Annotated in this window: 17 protein-coding genes; 13 read left to right on the forward strand and 4 right to left on the reverse strand. The window is 53.1% G+C overall.

Annotated features, from left to right (window positions below; translation table 11 throughout):
- Positions 1 to 2 precede the first annotated feature (2 nt).
- The 3 genes from speE to argF all read left to right on the forward strand — a co-directional run bounded on the left by speE (position 3) and on the right by argF (position 3,228).
- On the forward strand, positions 3 to 857 hold the full coding sequence (gene speE / locus K349_RS0114290) for a polyamine aminopropyltransferase (protein WP_029166440.1): 855 nt from the start codon (positions 3 to 5) through the stop codon (positions 855 to 857).
- A gap of 88 nt (positions 858 to 945) precedes the next feature.
- Positions 946 to 2,193, forward strand: coding sequence for an arginine deiminase (locus K349_RS0114295; protein ID WP_029166441.1), 1,248 nt, complete (start codon positions 946 to 948; stop codon positions 2,191 to 2,193).
- 87 nt (positions 2,194 to 2,280) lie between these two features.
- Positions 2,281 to 3,228: an ornithine carbamoyltransferase gene (gene argF, locus K349_RS0114300; RefSeq protein ID WP_029166442.1), complete on the forward strand. Its 948-nt coding sequence runs from the start codon at positions 2,281 to 2,283 to the stop codon at positions 3,226 to 3,228.
- A gap of 354 nt (positions 3,229 to 3,582) precedes the next feature.
- Here the strand turns inward: argF and nikR are convergent, their stop codons facing one another.
- Positions 3,583 to 3,987: a nickel-responsive transcriptional regulator NikR gene (gene nikR, locus K349_RS0114310; RefSeq protein ID WP_029166443.1), complete on the reverse strand. Its 405-nt coding sequence runs from the start codon at positions 3,985 to 3,987 to the stop codon at positions 3,583 to 3,585.
- Between the two features lie 660 nt (positions 3,988 to 4,647).
- On the opposite strand from nikR, the gene K349_RS0114315 reads away from it, so the two are divergent.
- The gene (locus K349_RS0114315; protein WP_029166444.1) at positions 4,648 to 5,271 is read left to right on the forward strand and encodes a deoxynucleoside kinase; all 624 of its coding nucleotides are present in this window, start codon (positions 4,648 to 4,650) and stop codon (positions 5,269 to 5,271) included.
- 294 nt (positions 5,272 to 5,565) lie between these two features.
- Here K349_RS0114315 and K349_RS0114320 read toward each other — a convergent pair whose 3' ends face one another.
- The 3 genes from K349_RS0114320 to K349_RS0114330 form a co-directional block, all read right to left on the reverse strand.
- On the reverse strand, positions 5,566 to 6,507 hold the full coding sequence (locus K349_RS0114320; protein WP_338022325.1) for an SDR family oxidoreductase: 942 nt from the start codon (positions 6,505 to 6,507) through the stop codon (positions 5,566 to 5,568).
- A gap of 109 nt (positions 6,508 to 6,616) precedes the next feature.
- A complete protein-coding gene (locus K349_RS0114325) occupies positions 6,617 to 7,777 on the reverse strand; it encodes an IS256 family transposase (protein ID WP_420834450.1) in 1,161 nt (386 codons plus the stop codon).
- Between the two features lie 322 nt (positions 7,778 to 8,099).
- Entirely contained in the window at positions 8,100 to 9,782 is a 1,683-nt protein-coding gene (locus K349_RS0114330; protein WP_029166446.1) for a radical SAM protein, read from the reverse strand.
- A gap of 101 nt (positions 9,783 to 9,883) precedes the next feature.
- Between K349_RS0114330 and nadE the strand changes: the two genes are divergently transcribed.
- From nadE to K349_RS0114375, 9 genes are all read left to right on the forward strand, one after another.
- On the forward strand, positions 9,884 to 10,636 hold the full coding sequence (gene nadE, locus K349_RS0114335) for an NAD(+) synthase (protein WP_029166447.1): 753 nt from the start codon (positions 9,884 to 9,886) through the stop codon (positions 10,634 to 10,636).
- Between the two features lie 34 nt (positions 10,637 to 10,670).
- The gene (locus K349_RS0114340; RefSeq protein ID WP_029166448.1) at positions 10,671 to 11,420 is read left to right on the forward strand and encodes a YebC/PmpR family DNA-binding transcriptional regulator; all 750 of its coding nucleotides are present in this window, start codon (positions 10,671 to 10,673) and stop codon (positions 11,418 to 11,420) included.
- 3 nt (positions 11,421 to 11,423) lie between these two features.
- Positions 11,424 to 11,927 carry a crossover junction endodeoxyribonuclease RuvC gene (gene ruvC, locus K349_RS0114345; RefSeq protein ID WP_029166449.1) on the forward strand — a complete coding sequence of 168 codons (504 nt, stop codon included), beginning with the start codon at positions 11,424 to 11,426 and terminating at the stop codon, positions 11,925 to 11,927.
- 101 nt (positions 11,928 to 12,028) lie between these two features.
- Positions 12,029 to 12,640: a Holliday junction branch migration protein RuvA gene (ruvA, locus tag K349_RS0114350; RefSeq protein WP_029166450.1), complete on the forward strand. Its 612-nt coding sequence runs from the start codon at positions 12,029 to 12,031 to the stop codon at positions 12,638 to 12,640.
- 8 nt (positions 12,641 to 12,648) lie between these two features.
- Positions 12,649 to 13,785 (forward strand): Holliday junction branch migration DNA helicase RuvB, encoded by a 1,137-nt coding sequence (gene ruvB, locus K349_RS0114355; protein ID WP_029166451.1) that lies wholly within the window; start codon positions 12,649 to 12,651, stop codon positions 13,783 to 13,785.
- Positions 13,785 to 14,015, forward strand: coding sequence for a DUF2905 domain-containing protein (locus K349_RS0114360; RefSeq protein ID WP_034265774.1), 231 nt, complete (start codon positions 13,785 to 13,787; stop codon positions 14,013 to 14,015). The genes ruvB and K349_RS0114360 overlap by 1 nt, the downstream gene beginning before the upstream one ends.
- Positions 14,016 to 14,111: 96 nt before the next feature.
- Positions 14,112 to 15,512: a SpoIID/LytB domain-containing protein gene (locus K349_RS0114365; protein ID WP_169731359.1), complete on the forward strand. Its 1,401-nt coding sequence runs from the start codon at positions 14,112 to 14,114 to the stop codon at positions 15,510 to 15,512.
- A 7-nt stretch (positions 15,513 to 15,519) separates the two neighbouring features.
- Positions 15,520 to 16,593 carry a tRNA preQ1(34) S-adenosylmethionine ribosyltransferase-isomerase QueA gene (gene queA, locus K349_RS0114370; protein WP_029166454.1) on the forward strand — a complete coding sequence of 358 codons (1,074 nt, stop codon included), beginning with the start codon at positions 15,520 to 15,522 and terminating at the stop codon, positions 16,591 to 16,593.
- Positions 16,594 to 16,734: 141 nt separating this feature from the next.
- Complete coding sequence (locus K349_RS0114375; RefSeq protein WP_029166455.1) at positions 16,735 to 17,538, forward strand: class III extradiol dioxygenase subunit B-like domain-containing protein; 804 nt, start codon at positions 16,735 to 16,737, stop codon at positions 17,536 to 17,538.
- The last annotated feature ends 4 nt before the right edge of the window (positions 17,539 to 17,542 follow it).

A 17,542-nucleotide genomic window follows, 5' to 3' on the forward strand; every position in this document is an offset into this window, starting at 1 on the left:
GCATGGAAATTATGGAAAAACGTCCCATGGACATCTGGTTTACCGAATATTCCACGCCGAATCTACGACTCGGCCTTCGGATCACGGAGATTCTCCGCAACAGCAAGACACCGTATCAGGAACTGCTCGTGGCACAAACCAAGCAGTATGGGCGTATGTTGGCGCTTGACGGAGCCATTCAGCTTACGGAAAAGGATGAGTTCACCTACCACGAGATGATGGCTCACATCCTTTTGTGCTCCCATCCAGCCCCTCGTCAGGTTCTTGTCGTGGGAGGCGGTGACGGCGGTATCGTTCGAGAGGTGGTTCGCCACGAAATCGTCGAGAGGGTTGTTCTTTGCGAGATCGATGAGGAGGTGATTCAGGCCTCCAGAGAGTTTTTCCCCACGGTGAGCTGTGCTCTCGACCACCCAAAGGTACAGATCAAACCCATGGACGCCCTTGTCTTCATCAAGGAAAACAGCAACGCCTTCGACATCATCATTGTTGACAGTACCGACCCGGTGGATTTCGCTGTCGGTCTTTTCGGGGAACCTTTTTTCCGTGACGTTTTCACGGCCCTTCGACCGGACGGAATGATGATTATCCAAACCGAGTCCCCTTTCGTTGAACCCATTCTCGTCGGAGACAGCCGCCGCGCCATGGCAAAGGTGTTTCAGAAAAGCGCTGTTTGTTGGGGAGCAATGCCTACTTATCCGACGGGTATGTGGACATACACCATCGGCTCAAAATCTTACGACACGCATCGCCCTCTGCGAAATGCACCGGAGGGTGTCAGGTATTACAGTTCGGCCCTGCACGAAGCAGCCTTTGTCCTTCCTCCGTTTCTACAGAAGATGGTGGAGATCGAAGAATAAAAACCGATTGGCAGACAGATCGAAATGTGCTATAACACATCTTGTAAACTGACACAAAAATAGAGTTTATTTCGGGGAGGCACATGCGATGGAGAGTGAAAACCGCCCCTTTTTCGTCGACTCCGAAGTGGCACGTCTGAAGAGAGTGATGCTCCACAGACCTGGAAAAGAACTCGAGCGGCTTACCATCGACAACAAGGACGATCTCCTCTTCGACGATATTCTCTGGGTTGAAGAGGCCCAGAAGGAACACGACGCATTCGCCGAGATGCTGCGCGATGACGGCGTGGAGGTCGTCTATTTCAAGAACTGCCTCGCTCAAATTCTTCGCGACGAAGAAGTCCGTTCCGCACTCCTTGATGAAGTGTTGGCGCTTGAAGCACTAGATGTCCCCTTGAGCGAAGCGCTAAAACGTTTCCTCATGGAAATGCCCGGTTCAGACCTGGCAGAGATTCTCATCGCGGGAATCACGAAAAAAGAGACCCAAGCACTTCTGGGAGATCTGAACAGCCTCGTTCTCCGTGTTGCAAATGCCAACGATTTCTTCATTCGCCCTCTCCCGAACCTTTACTTTCAGCGGGATCCCTATGTCTTTGTTCGCGATGGGGTCATCATCAGCGTCATGACGTTCAGCGCCCGTCGACGCGAACCACTTTACGCACGATACATCTTCGAACACCATCCGTACTTTAAAGGAATCACCATGATTTTCGGCGGTGAAACCACCGATACCTACCCATACAATATTGAGGGCGGAGATGTCCTGGTCCTTTCCGAGGATACCGTTGCCATCGGCCTGAGCCAGAGAACGAGCCCGGGAGCGGCACAGATCGTGGGGCGGCGCCTTGCCCAACGGGTGGGTATCAAAAACATCCTTGCAGTGGATATTCCCAAAGCCAGGACCTATATGCACCTGGACACGGTATTCACCATGGTCGATCGAGATGCCTTCACGATCTACCCCGGCATCCGCAACGTCCTCGGCGTCTGGAAACTTACCTATGATGCAGGAGGCAACCTCGCGGAAATCACTCGCTTTGACGATCTCGGAGAAGCACTGAAGCGCACTTTGCACCTCGAGAATATCCGCTTCATCGAAACCGGTGGAGGCGATCCCGTGGCTGCCGCGAGGGACCAATGGAACGACGGTACCAATACGTTGTCTATCGCCCCAGGAAAAGTAGTGACGTATAGAAGAAATGTTGTCTCCAATCAGTGCCTCCGGGAACACGGCATCAAGGTTCTCGAAATCCGAGGCGCCGAACTCGGACGAGGGCGAGGGGGGCCTCGCTGCATGAGTATGCCGCTGCTCCGAGAAGAGTTGAAAAACTCCTAAGGAACACTTCCGTCTCGTGGGAAATTCTCTCAATTCTCCCTCGGGGCAAATACAGAAATGAGATCGAAAACGAGGAGGAGATGTCTCATGCCACAAAACCTGAAGGGGCGCAGTTTTTTGACGTTGAAAGACTTCACGTCCCAGGAGATCGCCTATTTGCTCACACTCTCCGCAGACCTCAAGGCGAAGAAACGAGCGGGGATCCGTGGAGAATTGCTGAAGGGGAAAAATATCGCTCTCATTTTTGAGAAACCCTCCACGAGAACGCGTTGTGCTTTCACTGTCGCCTGCATTGACGAAGGAGCACACCCCGAATACCTCGGGAAAAACGATATCCAGCTCGGCCACAAGGAAGATGTAAAAGATACGGCACGGGTGCTGGGGCGCATGTTCGACGGAATCGAATTCCGCGGTTTTAAACAATCCGTCGTGGAGGAACTTGCTGCCTTTGCGGGCGTTCCCGTGTGGAACGGCCTCACCGATAGATACCATCCTACCCAGATCCTTGCTGATTTTCTCACCCTTCAGGAAAACTTCGGCTGCTTGAAAGGACTTAAGCTCGTGTATTGCGGAGATGGGCGCAATAATATGGGAAACTCTCTCATGATCGGATCTGCGAAAATGGGGATACACTTTACGATTGCGGCACCGGAAAGCCTTTTCCCCGAGAAAGGACTTATTGAAGAATGTCGCGGTATTGCGGCCCAGACGGGAGCGGTGCTTGAATTTGAGACAAACGCAAAAAAAGCCGTCGCGGGTGCTCATGCACTGTATACAGATGTATGGGCCTCCATGGGCGAGGAGGACAAACTCGCCGAGCGGAAGGCACTTCTCGGAAGCTATCAGATCAATGCGGAACTTATGGCATCGACGGGCAGAAGCGACACAATCTTTCTCCATTGCCTTCCTGCAGTGAAGGGAAACGAAGTTACCGAGGACGTGTTCGAATCCGCGGCATCGAAAGTTTTCGACGAGGCGGAGAATCGGCTGCACACGATTAAGGCCGTTATGGTCGCAACCATCGGCAACATCTGAAAAAACCAGAGCCTCCGAAACAAATCCTTGATCCAATATGCACCCCTGGGGTATAATTCAATCCCGGGGGTGTTGTTGTGGTTTCTCCTGGAAACCTCGTGAAAAATTTACGCAACATCGACATTTCCTGAAGAAGAGAGGTGAGTTTATGACCGAGGCAAGGAAATTTCGCTGCGCGTCTTGCGGATATGTTTTCGAAGAGAGCACTGCCTCCACGTCCAAATGTCCGCATTGCCGAGAGCGTGTGCTCATTCTCCTTGAAGGCGAGCGCACACGAAAAAAACAGCAGTCCGGTTCCTGTTCCAGCGGGTGAGGTGTCTGACGCAGCGACCGTTGGTCGCTCGTTTTTTATTGTCAAATCGAGACAAAAGAGGGAGACACGCTCGCGAGAGATTTAAACCCAGCTGCAGCCTCAAGAAATGTCTTTATCTGATTTACATCTCCTTTAAGAATAACGACCTCGAGGCAGCGCGCCTCATCCATGTGCACATGGGTGGTACAGACAATAATGTCACCGAATTTATGCTGAAGATGGGTAAGTTCGTGAGCGACGTCGTGGTTGTGGTGGTTGTAGATCACCGTGAAGGCACCGCACACATTACCAATGCCCTGCTCCCATTTTGCCTCGCTAACAAATGCACGAACTATTTGGCGAATGGCCTCTGACCTATTGGGATATCCTTTTCGGGCAATCCAATCGTCCAGTTCGGTCAAAAGATCTTCCGTCATGGATACGCCGAATCGTACAGTCTGCCCCATTCTTCTGCTTCCCCTTTCGTCACTTTTCCCCGATAATGGCGAGAGCAAGTCGTGCAACAGGTTGGGCTTGTCTCTTGGCGGATCTTCTCCTCGAAATAACAACCACATCAAAGAGCCACCGAAGAAAAAGCTCGTGCTCTGTCTTGAAAACTACATTTGCTTCACAGAAATACATTTCTCATCTTTTCGTGTCTTTTTCTCTAGGTGCTGTGCGAAGAAAAACAAAAGAAAACGGAATATGCAAGTCCTGTGGCAAGAAAAGACCCTTCTTGGAGATAGATTTCGAGAAGTAAAACCTAAATTTTTATGATATTTTTCGCAAGAAAAGCTCAGCTCAATTGTTCAGGCCTCTTCATTTCTTCTTTTTTTTGGCATAAGGAATCTCTGAATAAGGCTGCGTCAGCCCCGCAGGGGGCCTCGCAGAGCCTGATGCGACCCGAGTCAAGAGAAAGGCCTTTATTCAGAGCTTCCATAAACAAAAGTACATATCGAACCACCCGTTGTCGAGAAAAACTGTAGAATTGTTTCTTTTTTAATTAATTAGACATGCTTTTTAATGCCTTTTATCTCTTCTGAAAAATTTCACGAAATGCCTCAATGTTCGAGAGTGAAAAAGCTCCTGAAAGAGCAAGAGACAATGAGAGAAGGGATGCGAGAAAAATGGGACAGGTACAGATAGTTGTGGAAGGCATGACCGCAAGTGGAAAATCCACTGCAGTACGTCTTCTCTCCGATGCGCTTGGCTTGGAAATCATGCAGGAACAGGCAAAAGACCATTTCGACCTCATGGGGCGTTTCAGCAGAGACCGCCGCTGGGCTTTTCCCATGCAGCTCAATTTTCTCACTACGCGCTTTGCCCATTATCTGATCGCGTCGGAGAGTGAAAACGCCATTCTCGATCGCAGCATTTTCGGCGACAGGGTTTACGCCTCTCTGTACTTCAACCTTCGCTTTTTCCCGGAGAGCCAATACCAAATGTATGTGAGTCTTTTCGATTTCCTTCTCAGCTACATCAAACTCCCCAAGCTCCTTGTCTTCACGAGATGCTCTTTCGACGAGACCATGCGTCGCCTCCGCTTGCGCAACGTGGCAAGCGAACTCGGAGCTGGAGAGGAGTATTGGAGCACACTTCACGAAAGTTATGAAAAATTGCTATACTCGCTTGAAAAAAACTCCAAGATTCCTTCCCTTCTCGTGGTGGACAGCGAAAGAATGAACCTGGTGGAATCCGAGAAAGACAAGGAAGTTTTTCTTAACGATGTCAGAAACCGCTTGGGGCGTTGAAAAACCGAAGCACTCTCTTTACTTCAGTGCTACAAAGTTTTTTCTGGTTTCCGAAACCCAACAAAGCGAAGAGAAGAACAAAAAACCTTGGAAATCTCTGAATAAGGCTGCGTCAGCCCCGCAGGGCGCCTTGCAGAGCCTGATGCGACCTGAGTCAAGGGAAAGCCAAAGGTCTTATCCAGAGCTGGCTCCACTTCCGTTGCGTTTGACTTGACAATCCAAGGACGAAAAAGTCTGCCTGCAAAATCATTACGGAAGAGCGTCGCGCAACGGCATCTCCGAAGCAGAGAAGCGTTACACCGCTTTCACCATGCCTCCGTCAGCAAGAATGGTCTGACCTGTAATATACGTGTTTGCTTCCGAACAGAGAAAAACAGCAAGACGCGCATACTCTTCCGGGTTGCCGTATCTTCCCAGGGGGATTTCCCTGCATGTGGCCGCATGGATTTCCTCGGGAGAAACACCGGCCTTTTTCGCCCGAACGCCGTCAAGATACTCGATCCGCTCCGTGGAGAACCGTCCCGGTCCAATGACGTTGACAAGGATTCCATCTTTGCCCACCTCTTGGGCAAGCGTTTTCGTGAGTCCGAGTACGCTCAGGCGAATGGAATTCGACAAAATCAGATTGTCAATGACCTGCTTCACGGAACTCGATGTAGAATTCACAATGCGTCCCCAGTGCTGTTTTCGCATGAACGGTAAGACCGCCCGTATCGTTCTCACGTAGCTCAAAAAATCGAGTTCGAACGCATGTTGCCATGCCGCATCGTCAAAAAGATCGAATCCTCCGGCAGGCGGCCCGCCTGCGTTGTTCACGAGCACATGAATCGTACCGTGAAGCTGCGTAGTTTCCTCAACAGCGCTTATAATGTCTTTCGCATTGGTGAGATCACACCGGATTGTGTGCACGCTATTCCCCGTCGTTTCCTGTATCTCTTTTCTCGCCGCTTCCAATTTTGTCTCGTTCGTCGCACAGAGGACGACCTTGGCTCCCTCAAAAGCAAACTCCTTGGCCATCGCTTTCCCGAGACCAGAACTCGATGCCATGGCAAGCACGACTTTTCCCTTCAATCCGAGTTCCATTGTTTCTCCACCTCCCATTGGTGCTTTCTTAATGCATACGCTTTCTGAATAACGCATTTCATACACTTTTATCGGAACTTGAGCCCGAAGTAGACTCCTTGATCTATGGAAGCTCTGAATAAAGGCCTTTCGCTTTCCCTTGACTCGGGTCACATCAGGCTCTGCGAGGCGCCCTGCGGGGCTGACGCAGCTTTAATTCAGAGTTGTGTGCGTCAAGTTGTGCAAAAAGGTTTTCATGGTGTTTGGCGGCCGTCTGCGGCGATTAGCCACACTTTTCCAAGAGTGCCTTTTTGTGTTCGATCAACAGGTCCATGTTGAGGTAGCGACTGGACTCCAGCCACGCCTCGTGGGTTTCGACGCACAGTGCCCGTATCAGGCGCTGACATGCATCGGTGTTTGGGAAGATACGGACGACCCGGGTCCTTCTCTTGATCTCTTCGTTGAGCCGTTCCAGCATATTGGTTGACTTCAGATGCTTGTGATGTGCTCTGGGAAGCCGGTAGAAGGTCAGCGTCTCCTCTATGTTCTCCTCCACCCAGTCAACAAGCTTCGGATATTTCCTCTGCCATTTGGTGATCCAGGACGTCAGATCCCGGTGGGCCTCCATAATGTCCCGGCGGTCGTAGATCCAGCGGAGTTCCTGGAGACAGTCGTCATCGGCCTTACGGGGCAGATGATCCAGAGCATTCCGCAGAAAATGGACGTAGCAACGCTGCCAAGATGCTTCGAGCAGGGTCTCTCCGATGGCCGAACGAAGTCCTGCGTGGTCGTCGGATACCACGAATTCGACACCGCGCAAACCCCGTAGCTTGAGCCCGAGAAGAAACTCTTTCCAACTGCTTGCCGTTTCACGGGGAGCCAATTCCACCGCCAAGATCTGCCGCTGCCCCTCCCGGTTGATTCCGATGGCGATCTGTACCGCCTGGGAACGGATAACTCCGTTCTCGCGAACTTTCTCGTAGCGGGCATCCAGAATCAAATACGGGTACTCTTCGTCAAGGGGACGGTTCGCAAAACGAGACAGGGCTTCATCGAGACCTTTGTTGATGGCGCTGATGCTGCTCGCGGAAAAACGATGTCCGCACAATTCCTCGGTGATCGCCGTCACTTTGCGCGTGGACACGCCCTGCACATACATTTCTGCCAGAGCCGCCACCAATGCCTTCTCACTGCGCTGATAACGCTCGAACAGTGCCGTGGAGAATTCTCCGTTGCGGTCTCTGGGAATCCGCAGTTCCAGCTTGCCGATTCGCGTGACCAGACTTCGGGTATAGTAGCCTGACCGATAACCCGTACGTTCTGTGTTGCGCTCATGTCGTTCGGCTCCAAGGAGTTCCGTCATTTCCCCGTCAAGGATTTCTTGCAGCACTTCCTTCATCAGGGTCTTCAGGGCGTCCGTTTCGTTCCCGAAAAGGGCTTTCATTCCAGCGAAACGACTGCTATGCTTCTTTCCGGTCATGGTGTATCGCCTCCTAAGGGCTCGGGTTGCTTGTGCGCTGCAGACAACCTACATACACCATGACCTTCTTTTTTTGAATCCCCCTCCGCAAGCACTTTTTGCACACTCTTTAGAGCATAATCTTATTCAGAGATTCCCTATGATTGATATCCGAGAGAACGGGCACGGTCTCGGAGCATAAAAGATTACCGAAAGACACGTATAAAAGATTGTTCGAGGAAACGCTCCGTTCCTTTTTCGCGGACAAACACGCTCTCAACGAGAAAGAGCAAAACTCGTCCCTAGGTCATTTTTCGAGAAAATAAGGAAAAAGTGCCTCCGCAACACGGGGGTCGTCAAGAAGCATCGTGAGGTTTCGAATCGCTCCTACCGGCCTGGCTTCAAGGATGCGGGAAACCCTTGCCTTTCCAAGACCTGGGAGAGCGGAAAGGCTGCTGCGCGAACACCGTTCAATATCAAGCGGATAGGGGACGGCTGTCAGTGAGCGCCCCCCCCAATCGCAGACGGCCACATCGAGAACATCATCCGGTTTCACGTCGTCGCAGACGATTCCCACCAAGAGCGGATAGCTTCCCAGACTTCTGCCGAATCCCACATGGCCAAGACGCTCTTCGATCCTTACGTTTCGAAGTATCGTCCCTTGAGGTGCCACTCGCATGAGCATAAGGGGATCCACCTCGGTCCGCACCCATTCTTTCCATCTCCGAAAGGCCCTCTCGTGGATGCGTGAGGGGGAGTGGCGGAGGAGTTCCGAGAGCTTTGTTCCGGGAAAAACCATGACCTTACGAATGTTGATGCGACGCACCGCATAGGCACTGTCCAGAAGTCGTCGCAGGAAACGCTGATTAGGTTCGAGATCCTCATCTCTTTCTTCCGCAAGTCCTACGAGAAAATTGAGTCCCGGCAAAAGAGAGGGAAGTCCCCTGGGGCGTTTCCGGTAGCCCCCAGCTTCGTTGACGATGCGCACGGCCAGGAGAGCACCCTCTTCATCAACCTTGAGATTGTTCGCCCCGCGAACTCTTTCGGAAAGGCTTTCCAATCCCAAGGAAAGGACATCACCCTCGGTGTTGTTCGCTGCAATGGCTGCAATCGCTTCGGCAGCGGCATCGGGAAAGCTTACAATAGACGCGGGGTTGGCATTGTCTGTGTGAAGGATTTCCAGACCCGGGCAAACCTGTCGGAATTCCCGGTAGAGCGTTTGAAGTATTTCCGGGGATGGCCGCCTGCCACCGGAAGCGGTAAACGATCCGCCATAGGCAAGAATATTTGCACACCTGCCAAACCGAAAGGCTTTCGCTCCCCATCGATTGAGCGCCCTCGCCTCCTCGATGACATGTTCCAGAGGCCGCTCCTCATAGGAAATTCCAGATCCTTCGGTACAAAAGCTACACCGTCCGTCACATCGGTCGCACCCTCTCGAAAGCTCCATTTCCACCATAACCCAAGGATACGAGGGATGGCGGGGAAGAAGAGCCGCTCCGGCACATGCCCACGGAAATAAATTCTCGTAGCTTCTCGTGAGAGAGGGATCGATTTCTCCGGTTCTCGCAAAATGAGCAATCGTGGCCTCCGGATCCCCCATGCAAATGCAATCTACGGAAAGCTCTTGGAGCAAGCGGGCGTTCTCGCCGCCCCTTAGAGCATAACCCGCCTTGATGGGACCACCAAGGAAAAGAACCCCCTCTCTCGGCAAGGCTGTCAATTTCCGGAGCATGTCCAGGGAAAGGGGCACGCCTCCGCGGTAACGTCCGGGAACCGTCATTCCTGAGATCACACAGACCGCGTCGGCGGAACGCCAGAGATCCGTTCTGGGCTGTTTTCTCCATTGGTCGCAGGTGATGTATTCCACCTCCCATCCTTCTTCGGCGAATGCACCAAAGACATAACGCACGTAGGGAGAAATATAGGGAGGAACTCCGAAACAAGCAGGCTCATCCACATATCCGTCGAAAAGCAACGCTCGCGCCAAAGTCACACCTCCCCTTCTCTTGCATATCATGAAGAGCCTTCCGATGTGCTACAATATGCCCCGTATCGAAATCGACCCCCTGCGGAGGTGTGGTAGTCGCCATGAGTGCTGAACGTTTTCCCGATCTTTCGCGACTCGAACGACATATCGTAGAATGGCTCCGCAGGACTGTCAACGATGCAAAGGCCTGCGGATGCGTCCTCGGTCTCAGCGGTGGCATTGACTCCGCCGTCGTTTCCGTTCTTTGCCAACGAGCTTTCGGAGAGGACATGCTGACCGTGATTATGCCGTGCCACAGCACTCCTGACGACGAGGCCGATGCGGCTCGCATGGTGGAATTGTTCCGTTTTCCCTCGATCCGGGTGGACTTGAGCGCCATCTATGATACCGTTTCGAACAGTCTTTCCCAATATCTGGGAACACATTCTCCCGAACTTGCCCTGGCGAATATCAAGCCCAGGTTGCGCATGATCACGCTCTATTCACTTGCTCAATCGAGAAACTACCTCGTCTGCGGCACGGGGAACAAGGTGGAACTTACAGTGGGTTACTTCACCAAGTATGGCGATGCCGGTGTCGATCTCCTTCCCATCGGAGACCTCCTCAAGGGCGATGTCCGCCGTCTCGCCCGTTACCTCGGCATTCCCGCTCAAATAATCGACAAGCCTCCTTCCGCAGGTTTGTGGTCGGGACAGACCGACGAGGGCGAAATGGGTGTTACTTACGAAGAGCTCGATTCGTTTATCCTTTCCGGCAAAGGCAGTGAGAAAGTGCGTGCGTTCGTCAATGAGGCCAACGCACGTTCGGAGCATAAACGAAAGGTCCCTCCTGTCTGCGATACCACTGGTCTGTAGTTTTTATTCATTTATATGACACGAGGTGAAGTCTATGTCAGGGCATTCGAAATGGGCAAATATCAAACACCGGAAGGCAGCACAGGATTCCAAGCGGGGGGCGCTCTTCCAGAAACTCGTCAAGGCCATTATCATCGCGGCCAAAGAAGGCGGTGGAGATCCGGGAGCCAACATGCGTCTGAAAGCCGCTATTGAACGAGCCAAAGCAGTTTCTGTCCCCGCCGAGAACATTGAGCGTGCCATCAAGAGAGGCACCGGGGAGATTGAAGGTGCCATTTATGAGGAAGTCCTTTATGAAGCCTACGGTCCCGGAGGTATTGCCGTTATCATTGAAGCCACAACGGACAACAAGAATCGAACCACTCCCGAGATCAGAGCACTCCTTACGCGGAACGGAGGCTCTCTCGGCGAAGCGGGGTGCGTGTCCTGGAACTTTTCCAGGCGCGGGGTCATCACCATCGAAGGAGGAGTGGACGAGGACGAACTGCTTCTCGCCGTTCTCGATGCGGGAGGCGAGGACCTGGCAAACGAAGGCGACACGTTCTCGGTGTACACCGATCCCTCAGCGGTGCACACCGTCGCGGAGGCGCTCAAAAAACAGGGATATCCCGTAGCGAACGCAGAGTCTCAGCTTCTTCCCAAGACCACAGTCTCCGTGTCGGAAAAGAATATGGCGGCAAAAATTATGAAACTTCTCGACGCGCTCGAAGAACACGACGATGTACAGAATGTCGCCTGCAACGTGGATATACCAGACGATGTCCTTGAATCCCTCGACGAGTGATCCGTGAAATTTCGCTGTCTCGGTGTCGATCCAGGACTTGGAAGACTTGGTTTCGGCGTAATAGCCCAAGAGCGCTCGACTCTGAGGGTAGAACGCTTTGGTTGCATTGAGACACCTCCTCATTCGGTTCTTCCGGGACGTTTGTTGTTGTTATATGAAGAATTGCACAAGATTTTCGAAGAACGCACGATCCATTTGGTTGCAGTGGAACAGCTCTTCTTCGGCCGCAATACCACGACTGCCGCGATGGTCTGGCAGGCCAGAGGAGTTGTTCTTCTCTCCGCTGCACAGGCAGGTATTCCCACAGTGGAGCCCAAACCTTCGGAAGTGAAACTCGCCGTGTGCGGCAACGGGAATGCCGAGAAGAAGCAGGTCCAGGGAATGATTCGGTATCTTCTCGGCCTCTCGGCTCCGCCAAAACCTGATGATGCCGCGGATGCCCTGGCTGTGGCGATTGCCGGGATCGCCCTGTGGCGTTGGAATAGTGGAGAAACTCCATCACCGTAGACGTTACAGGGAAATCACCGTTCAGCGGAAGAAGTGGTGCCGCAGAGTGCGAAGCCTCTCGCAAAAACGGACCTTGAATGACGCCGAAGTCGGAGGAAACCATGCTGCAACATCTTCAGGGAATTGTCGATTCCATTGAAAACCAGTACGTCGTTCTCGACGTGGGCGGCCTCGGTTTTGCACTTCTTTGCTCCAGGAGCGTTCTTGCCAGAGCCCAACGAGGGGGAAACCTTCGTCTTTACACGTCCCTGTCCGTCGCAGAGGGAGGCATTCTTTCTCTTTTCGGTTTTTCTACCCCCGAGGAACGAAAACTTTTCGACATGTTGACTTCCGTCAAAGGAATCGGCGGAAAGATGGCCATGGGGCTTCTCGGCACACTTGAAATGGAGACAATTCTCCACGCCATTCTCTCGGGATCGCCGGTTTTGCTCGCGTCCGCTCCGGGAATCGGGCGAAAGACAGCAGAACGCATCTGTTTCGAATTGCAAGAGAAGATCAAAAAGACGCCCTTGCTCTCCCAAACCATAGTTGTTCCCGAACTTTCCGGTCAGTCCACAGTGGCGGCTGCTGTTCTTCAAGCTTTGGAATCTCTTGGCTTCTCTCTTGCCGAGTCTCGGGAAGGACTTCAAGAAGCTTTGAAGAAAACGGTTCCGCCCGACTCTGAGGAACAACTGCTCCAGGCGGCACTGCAATCCCTCACGCGAAGGAGGTGACGACTCGTATGTTTTCCTCCGAAGAACCCTCTTTTTCTGCGCTCGAATCGAGAAACATCCCCGATCGACCTTCAGCGAAAGAGACACAACGTCTCGTCACACCTCCACGGCAAACCGAAGGGGACGATTTCGTCCATCTCCGCCCCAAAAATTTGCGAGATTTTGTCGGACAAGAAGCGCTCCGGCAAAAGTTGTCCATTTTCGTCACCGCCGCAAGGCAAAGAGGTGAACCGCTCGACCACGTCCTTTTCTACGGCCCTCCTGGCTTGGGAAAGACCACACTGGCAGGCATCATCTCCCGGGAAATGGGTGGAGAATTGCGCATCACAACCGGACCGGCGCTTGAGAGGGCAGGGGATTTAGCGGCGATCCTCTCCAACCTGCAGCCGAAAGACGTTCTCTTTATCGACGAAATTCACCGACTCAGTCCATCCGTGGAAGAAATTCTCTATTCCAGCATGGAGGATTTCGCCCTCGATATCGTGGTTGGAAAGGGACCTCTCGCACGTACCATACGTCTTCAACTTCCCCCGTTCACTCTTGTGGGAGCAACCACCCGTCTCGGCCTGCTCACCTCACCCCTCCGGAGCCGTTTCGGTATCGTCGAGCAACTTGATCTTTACACACCCGAGGAATTGGCCACCATTGCCATTCGTGCGGCCGGGACTTTCGGCGTTGCCATCGACGAGAACGCCGCTCTGGAAATGGGGCGCCGCTCTCGGGGAACACCCCGGATCGCCCTACGCCTCCTCCGAAGGATCCGCGACGTTGCGGAAGTACGCGGCGCCTCGGCCATAGATCTTCCAATGTCGAGACTAGCCTTGGAAATGCTCGGTGTGGATGACCTCGGCCTCGATGAAGGAGATCGGAAGTTGCTTCGCGCTCTGGTCGAACTCTTCGGCGGAGGTCCTGTCGGCCTGACAACGCTTGCTGCCGCGCTCAATGAGGAAAGCCAAACCATTGAGGACATCTACGAGCCTTTTTTGATTAGGAAGGGACTCCTGGAGCGCACTCCCCGCGGAAGAAAAGCGACGTCCGGTACCTTTGCCTACCTGGGGAAAAATCCACCAAGGGAGTTCGAGCAGCTTTCCTTCGCCGCTACGCTTGAGGAGGAAGAGAGATACGTCTCAAAGGAAGGGGGATGATGTCTGTGAATACGATTGCGAAACTTTTTCTCGTCGCGGGAGTTCTTCTGCTTTCTCTCGGTCTGCTTTTGCTTCTTTTCGAAAAATGTTCGATCCCTTTCGGAAAACTCCCGGGAGATTTCGTTTTCCGTCGAAAGAACATTACAATCGCATTCCCGTTTATGACAATGCTCATCATAAGTCTCCTGCTCACTGTAGGAATTAATATATTTTGGCGCTGGTTCCGTTGAAAAGCATTTCCTGCCTGGAAGAAATAGGGGTATTTCTATGCAGCGTCAAAACTTCACGATGAACTTGTTCTGGAAAACATGATGTGGAGGTCTTCCATGATGTACGCACATCGCACCTTCCGAAACGTGCTCCTTGTGGCTTCTTTTGTCTTTATCGTCGTCCTCGCTCCTTTCGCCGAAGGGGCGGAAAAAACGCTCACCGTAGGTGTCGCTCTGGACGTTACCCAAGGAACGCTGTCTTCCAGAAGCGCTTTCATTCTGACGGACAGAAACGGCAAAAAGCTCAGTGTGCCACGTTCCGTAGTTTTTTCCGTACCCAAACCGGGAACGATCCTCGTGGGAAAAACTTCCCTAGCCCTTCCCGTGAACATATCCGGCAAATCTCCGTTGACGTTCGAGAAAACTGCGTATCGGGGTTCACTGCGTCTTACTCAAAACAAATCAGGCGTTAATGTTATCAACGTGATCGGAGTCGAGGGCTATCTCCGAGGAGTTCTGAAAATGGAGGTCAATCCGCAATGGCCCTTCGAGACACTCAAAGCTCAGGCGATCATTGCCCGAACCTACGCGCTGAAGCATGTCGGACGACATAGAGACCAGGGTTTCGATCTTTGTGCGACGCAACACTGTCAGGTCTACAGAGGTGTGAACGCCGAGGATCCTCGAAGCGACAAGGCCATTTCGGTGACGAAAGGCATGGTTCTTACCTATAGAGGTGAGCTTGCTTTGACTCCGTATCATTCCGACAGTGGCGGTGTCACTGCGGATGTTTCCAGTGTCTGGGGAGGAAGTCACGAGTACCTTCAGGCGCGGGAGGAACCGTTCGCCTCCGGATCCCCCTATGCATCCTGGGAGAGCAGTTTCAGCGAGAGAGAGCTCGCCGATGCCATAAGAAGCCTCGGCGTGAATGTGGGAAGTATCATCTCTCTCATTCCGGAAAACAAAGATCCCCGAGGAAGAGTACCGCGTCTGCTCGTAGAGGGCACGACCGGCAAAGCGTCCGTTTCAACACATCAGCTCCGCATGGCCCTTGGACCGACCGTTCTTCGAAGTACCGTGTTCGAAATTTCCGCCAGTCCCCGAGGAAACGACGTACCTTCGGCAACATCCACTTTTCCCGCGCCTACTCCGGCGAGTCCGCCGACGGGAAGCGATACAAACCGTTCCCTCACCTCGGGAGAGGATCTGGTTATCGCCCTTACGCAAGAAGGGGCTTTTTCCACGGAAGAACTCATGGACATGCTCCTCCATCCGGAGAAAAGACAGGACTATGTCCAGAAAGCTCTCTCCAGGAGCAAGCGCCCTTCCCTGCCGGTCGTTCCAGTGCCTGAAGCGCCGGCTATGCCGGGGAAAACGTTCCATTTCAAGGGCAGGGGATGGGGACACGGGGTGGGTCTCTCCCAATGGGGGGCGAAAAGCATGGCCGACAGGGGATGGACCTGTACCCAGATCCTCGATCACTACTATCCCGGAACCTCGACGAAGAAAGTGTATTGAAGCCCGAATGACGAGAGACGACTCAACGAAATACGCGCTGCCTGCTCCGTCCCTTTTTGCGGCAGACTCCTACGAGTATGTCTTGCCCAAAGAGCAAATCGCCCAGAATCCGGTGGAACCGAGGGATCACTCGAAACTCCTTGTGCTGCAGCGAGGGACCGAAAAATGCGAACATCGTCATTTCTTTGACCTTCCCGATTATCTTGAAGCAGGGGATCTTCTGGTTTTGAACAACACGAGGGTTCTCCCCGCACGGCTTCTGGGCGAAAAAGTTTCCTCGGGAGCACATGTTGAAATCCTTCTCCTTCGCCCCGTATGCGATGACTGGACATACTGGGAAGCTCTCGTCCGCCCCGGGAAAAAGCTTCGAGAAGGACACGAAGTCCGTCTTGTCGACGGGACCTTTCTTTATGTGGAGAAAGTCCAGGAAGAAGGCATCAGGCTCATCCGTTTTCCACGGAACGTGAATGTGCGTGCAGTTCTCGACAGAGCGGGTGAAATTCCTCTTCCCCCTTATATCACGGACACCTCCGCGGAACGGGAGCGTTACCAGACGGTCTATGCGGAAAAAGAAGGATCCGTCGCTGCACCCACAGCGGGATTGCACTTTACACGGACATTACTTGAGACGCTCCATACAAAGGGAATCGAGATAGCATTCCTCACGCTCCATGTCGGACTCGGAACGTTTCGCCCCGTTTCCTCATCTGATATCCGGGAACATGCCATGCACAGGGAGTATTATTCCGTACCTCCCTCCACGGCAGAAGCACTGAAACAAGTCCGCCACAAAGGCAAAAGAGTCATCGCCGTGGGAACGACCGTTGTTCGCTGCCTGGAGAGCGCTTCCGAAACGACCCTCTCTTGCGGAGGAGACGGAGACACGGACATTTTTATCTACCCCGGATTCCGTTTTCGTGTCATTGACGGTATGGTGACGAACTTTCACCTCCCTCGAAGCACGCTGCTCATGCTTGTAGCCGCGTTCGCGGGATACGAGAAGACATTGAACGCCTACGCGCTTGCAGTCGCTGAAAAGTACCGTTTTTTCTCTTTCGGAGACGCAATGCTCGTGCTCTAGCTTTTAAGCAAGTGTCGCTGCGTTGCCACACCCTTTTTCCCACAGGGGGATCAACAAAGAATCTCAAGCGGGCCCACGGTTCGAAATCTTGCTACAATATCCTTGAAAGGATACGACCCAATCCCGAGAGGAGGTTGTGTTGTGTGGACCTGGAGTGCCCTTGTGCCACACCCTCCCGTTCTCATTCCTCAAGTGGGACGAGGCAGAGAGCGGAAGGCCCTGAAGACGCTGGAGGGTATGGCCGGTGTGGCGGAACTCTCCAGAAGGAACGTTCCGGACGTGCTTTTCCTCCTCACACCTCATCATGCGATGGAGAAAGGAATCACCATCATTCGAGGAAAATCTTTCCATGGTGACCTGCGGCGCTTTGGAGCCCCCGAAGTGGGGCTTTCTTTGACCGGGGAAACGATCCGCGTGGAGGAATTGTCTCGGACCCTTTCGACTTCCTTTCCTGTCACCGTGCTGGAAGGCGAACAGGTTGCGCTGGATCACGCAAGCCTGGTGCCGCTCCTGTTTCTTTCGCAAACCTGGGGCCAGGTTCCGCCGCGTCTGCTCCTTGCCAATCCCCTCGGACTCACTCTCCAACAAGCCTTCAACGCGGGAAAGCTCCTGAGAGACATACGTTTTCCTGAAAAATGGGCCTTGGTAGCCAGTGGAGATCTCTCCCATTGTCTTTCCCAGGATGCTCCCGGTGGATTCAACCCCCAGGGGGCAATCCACGATCAGGCGGCCCAAAACGCTCTTGAAATGTCCTCGCCTGCGCCAATCTTCGCTCTTTCAACATCGCAGGTCGAACAGGCAGGCGAGTGTGGGCTGCGTTCCTTACTCGTCTTTCTGGGATTTGCCCGCGGTGAACCCATACACACTCTGTCTTACGAAGCGCCTTTCGGCGTGGGATACTGTACAGCCTTCTGGCATGGAGAAGAGACACGAAAGGGGGGATGAGAGC

This window comes from Aminiphilus circumscriptus DSM 16581 (assembly GCF_000526375.1).
GTDB classification, from domain to species: Bacteria; Synergistota; Synergistia; order Synergistales; family Aminiphilaceae; genus Aminiphilus; species Aminiphilus circumscriptus.

Bases quoted from the DNA above. Each gene is read 5' to 3' on its own strand.
- queA (WP_029166454.1), top strand. From the start codon at position 15,520: ATGACGAGAGACGACTCAACGAAATACGCGCTGCCTGCTCCGTCCCTT.
- K349_RS0114340 (WP_029166448.1), top strand. From the start codon at position 10,671: ATGTCAGGGCATTCGAAATGGGCAAATATCAAACACCGGAAGGCAGCA.
- nadE (WP_029166447.1), top strand. From the start codon at position 9,884: ATGAGTGCTGAACGTTTTCCCGATCTTTCGCGACTCGAACGACATATC.
- K349_RS0114325 (WP_420834450.1), bottom strand. From the start codon at position 7,777: ATGAAAGCCCTTTTCGGGAACGAAACGGACGCCCTGAAGACCCTGATG.
- ruvA (WP_029166450.1), top strand. From the start codon at position 12,029: ATGCTGCAACATCTTCAGGGAATTGTCGATTCCATTGAAAACCAGTAC.
- speE (WP_029166440.1), top strand. From the start codon at position 3: ATGGAAATTATGGAAAAACGTCCCATGGACATCTGGTTTACCGAATAT.
- K349_RS0114315 (WP_029166444.1), top strand. From the start codon at position 4,648: ATGGGACAGGTACAGATAGTTGTGGAAGGCATGACCGCAAGTGGAAAA.
- K349_RS0114295 (WP_029166441.1), top strand. From the start codon at position 946: ATGGAGAGTGAAAACCGCCCCTTTTTCGTCGACTCCGAAGTGGCACGT.
- K349_RS0114365 (WP_169731359.1), top strand. From the start codon at position 14,112: ATGATGTACGCACATCGCACCTTCCGAAACGTGCTCCTTGTGGCTTCT.
- ruvB (WP_029166451.1), top strand. From the start codon at position 12,649: ATGTTTTCCTCCGAAGAACCCTCTTTTTCTGCGCTCGAATCGAGAAAC.
- nikR (WP_029166443.1), bottom strand. From the start codon at position 3,987: ATGGGGCAGACTGTACGATTCGGCGTATCCATGACGGAAGATCTTTTG.
- K349_RS0114360 (WP_034265774.1), top strand. From the start codon at position 13,785: ATGTCTGTGAATACGATTGCGAAACTTTTTCTCGTCGCGGGAGTTCTT.
- argF (WP_029166442.1), top strand. From the start codon at position 2,281: ATGCCACAAAACCTGAAGGGGCGCAGTTTTTTGACGTTGAAAGACTTC.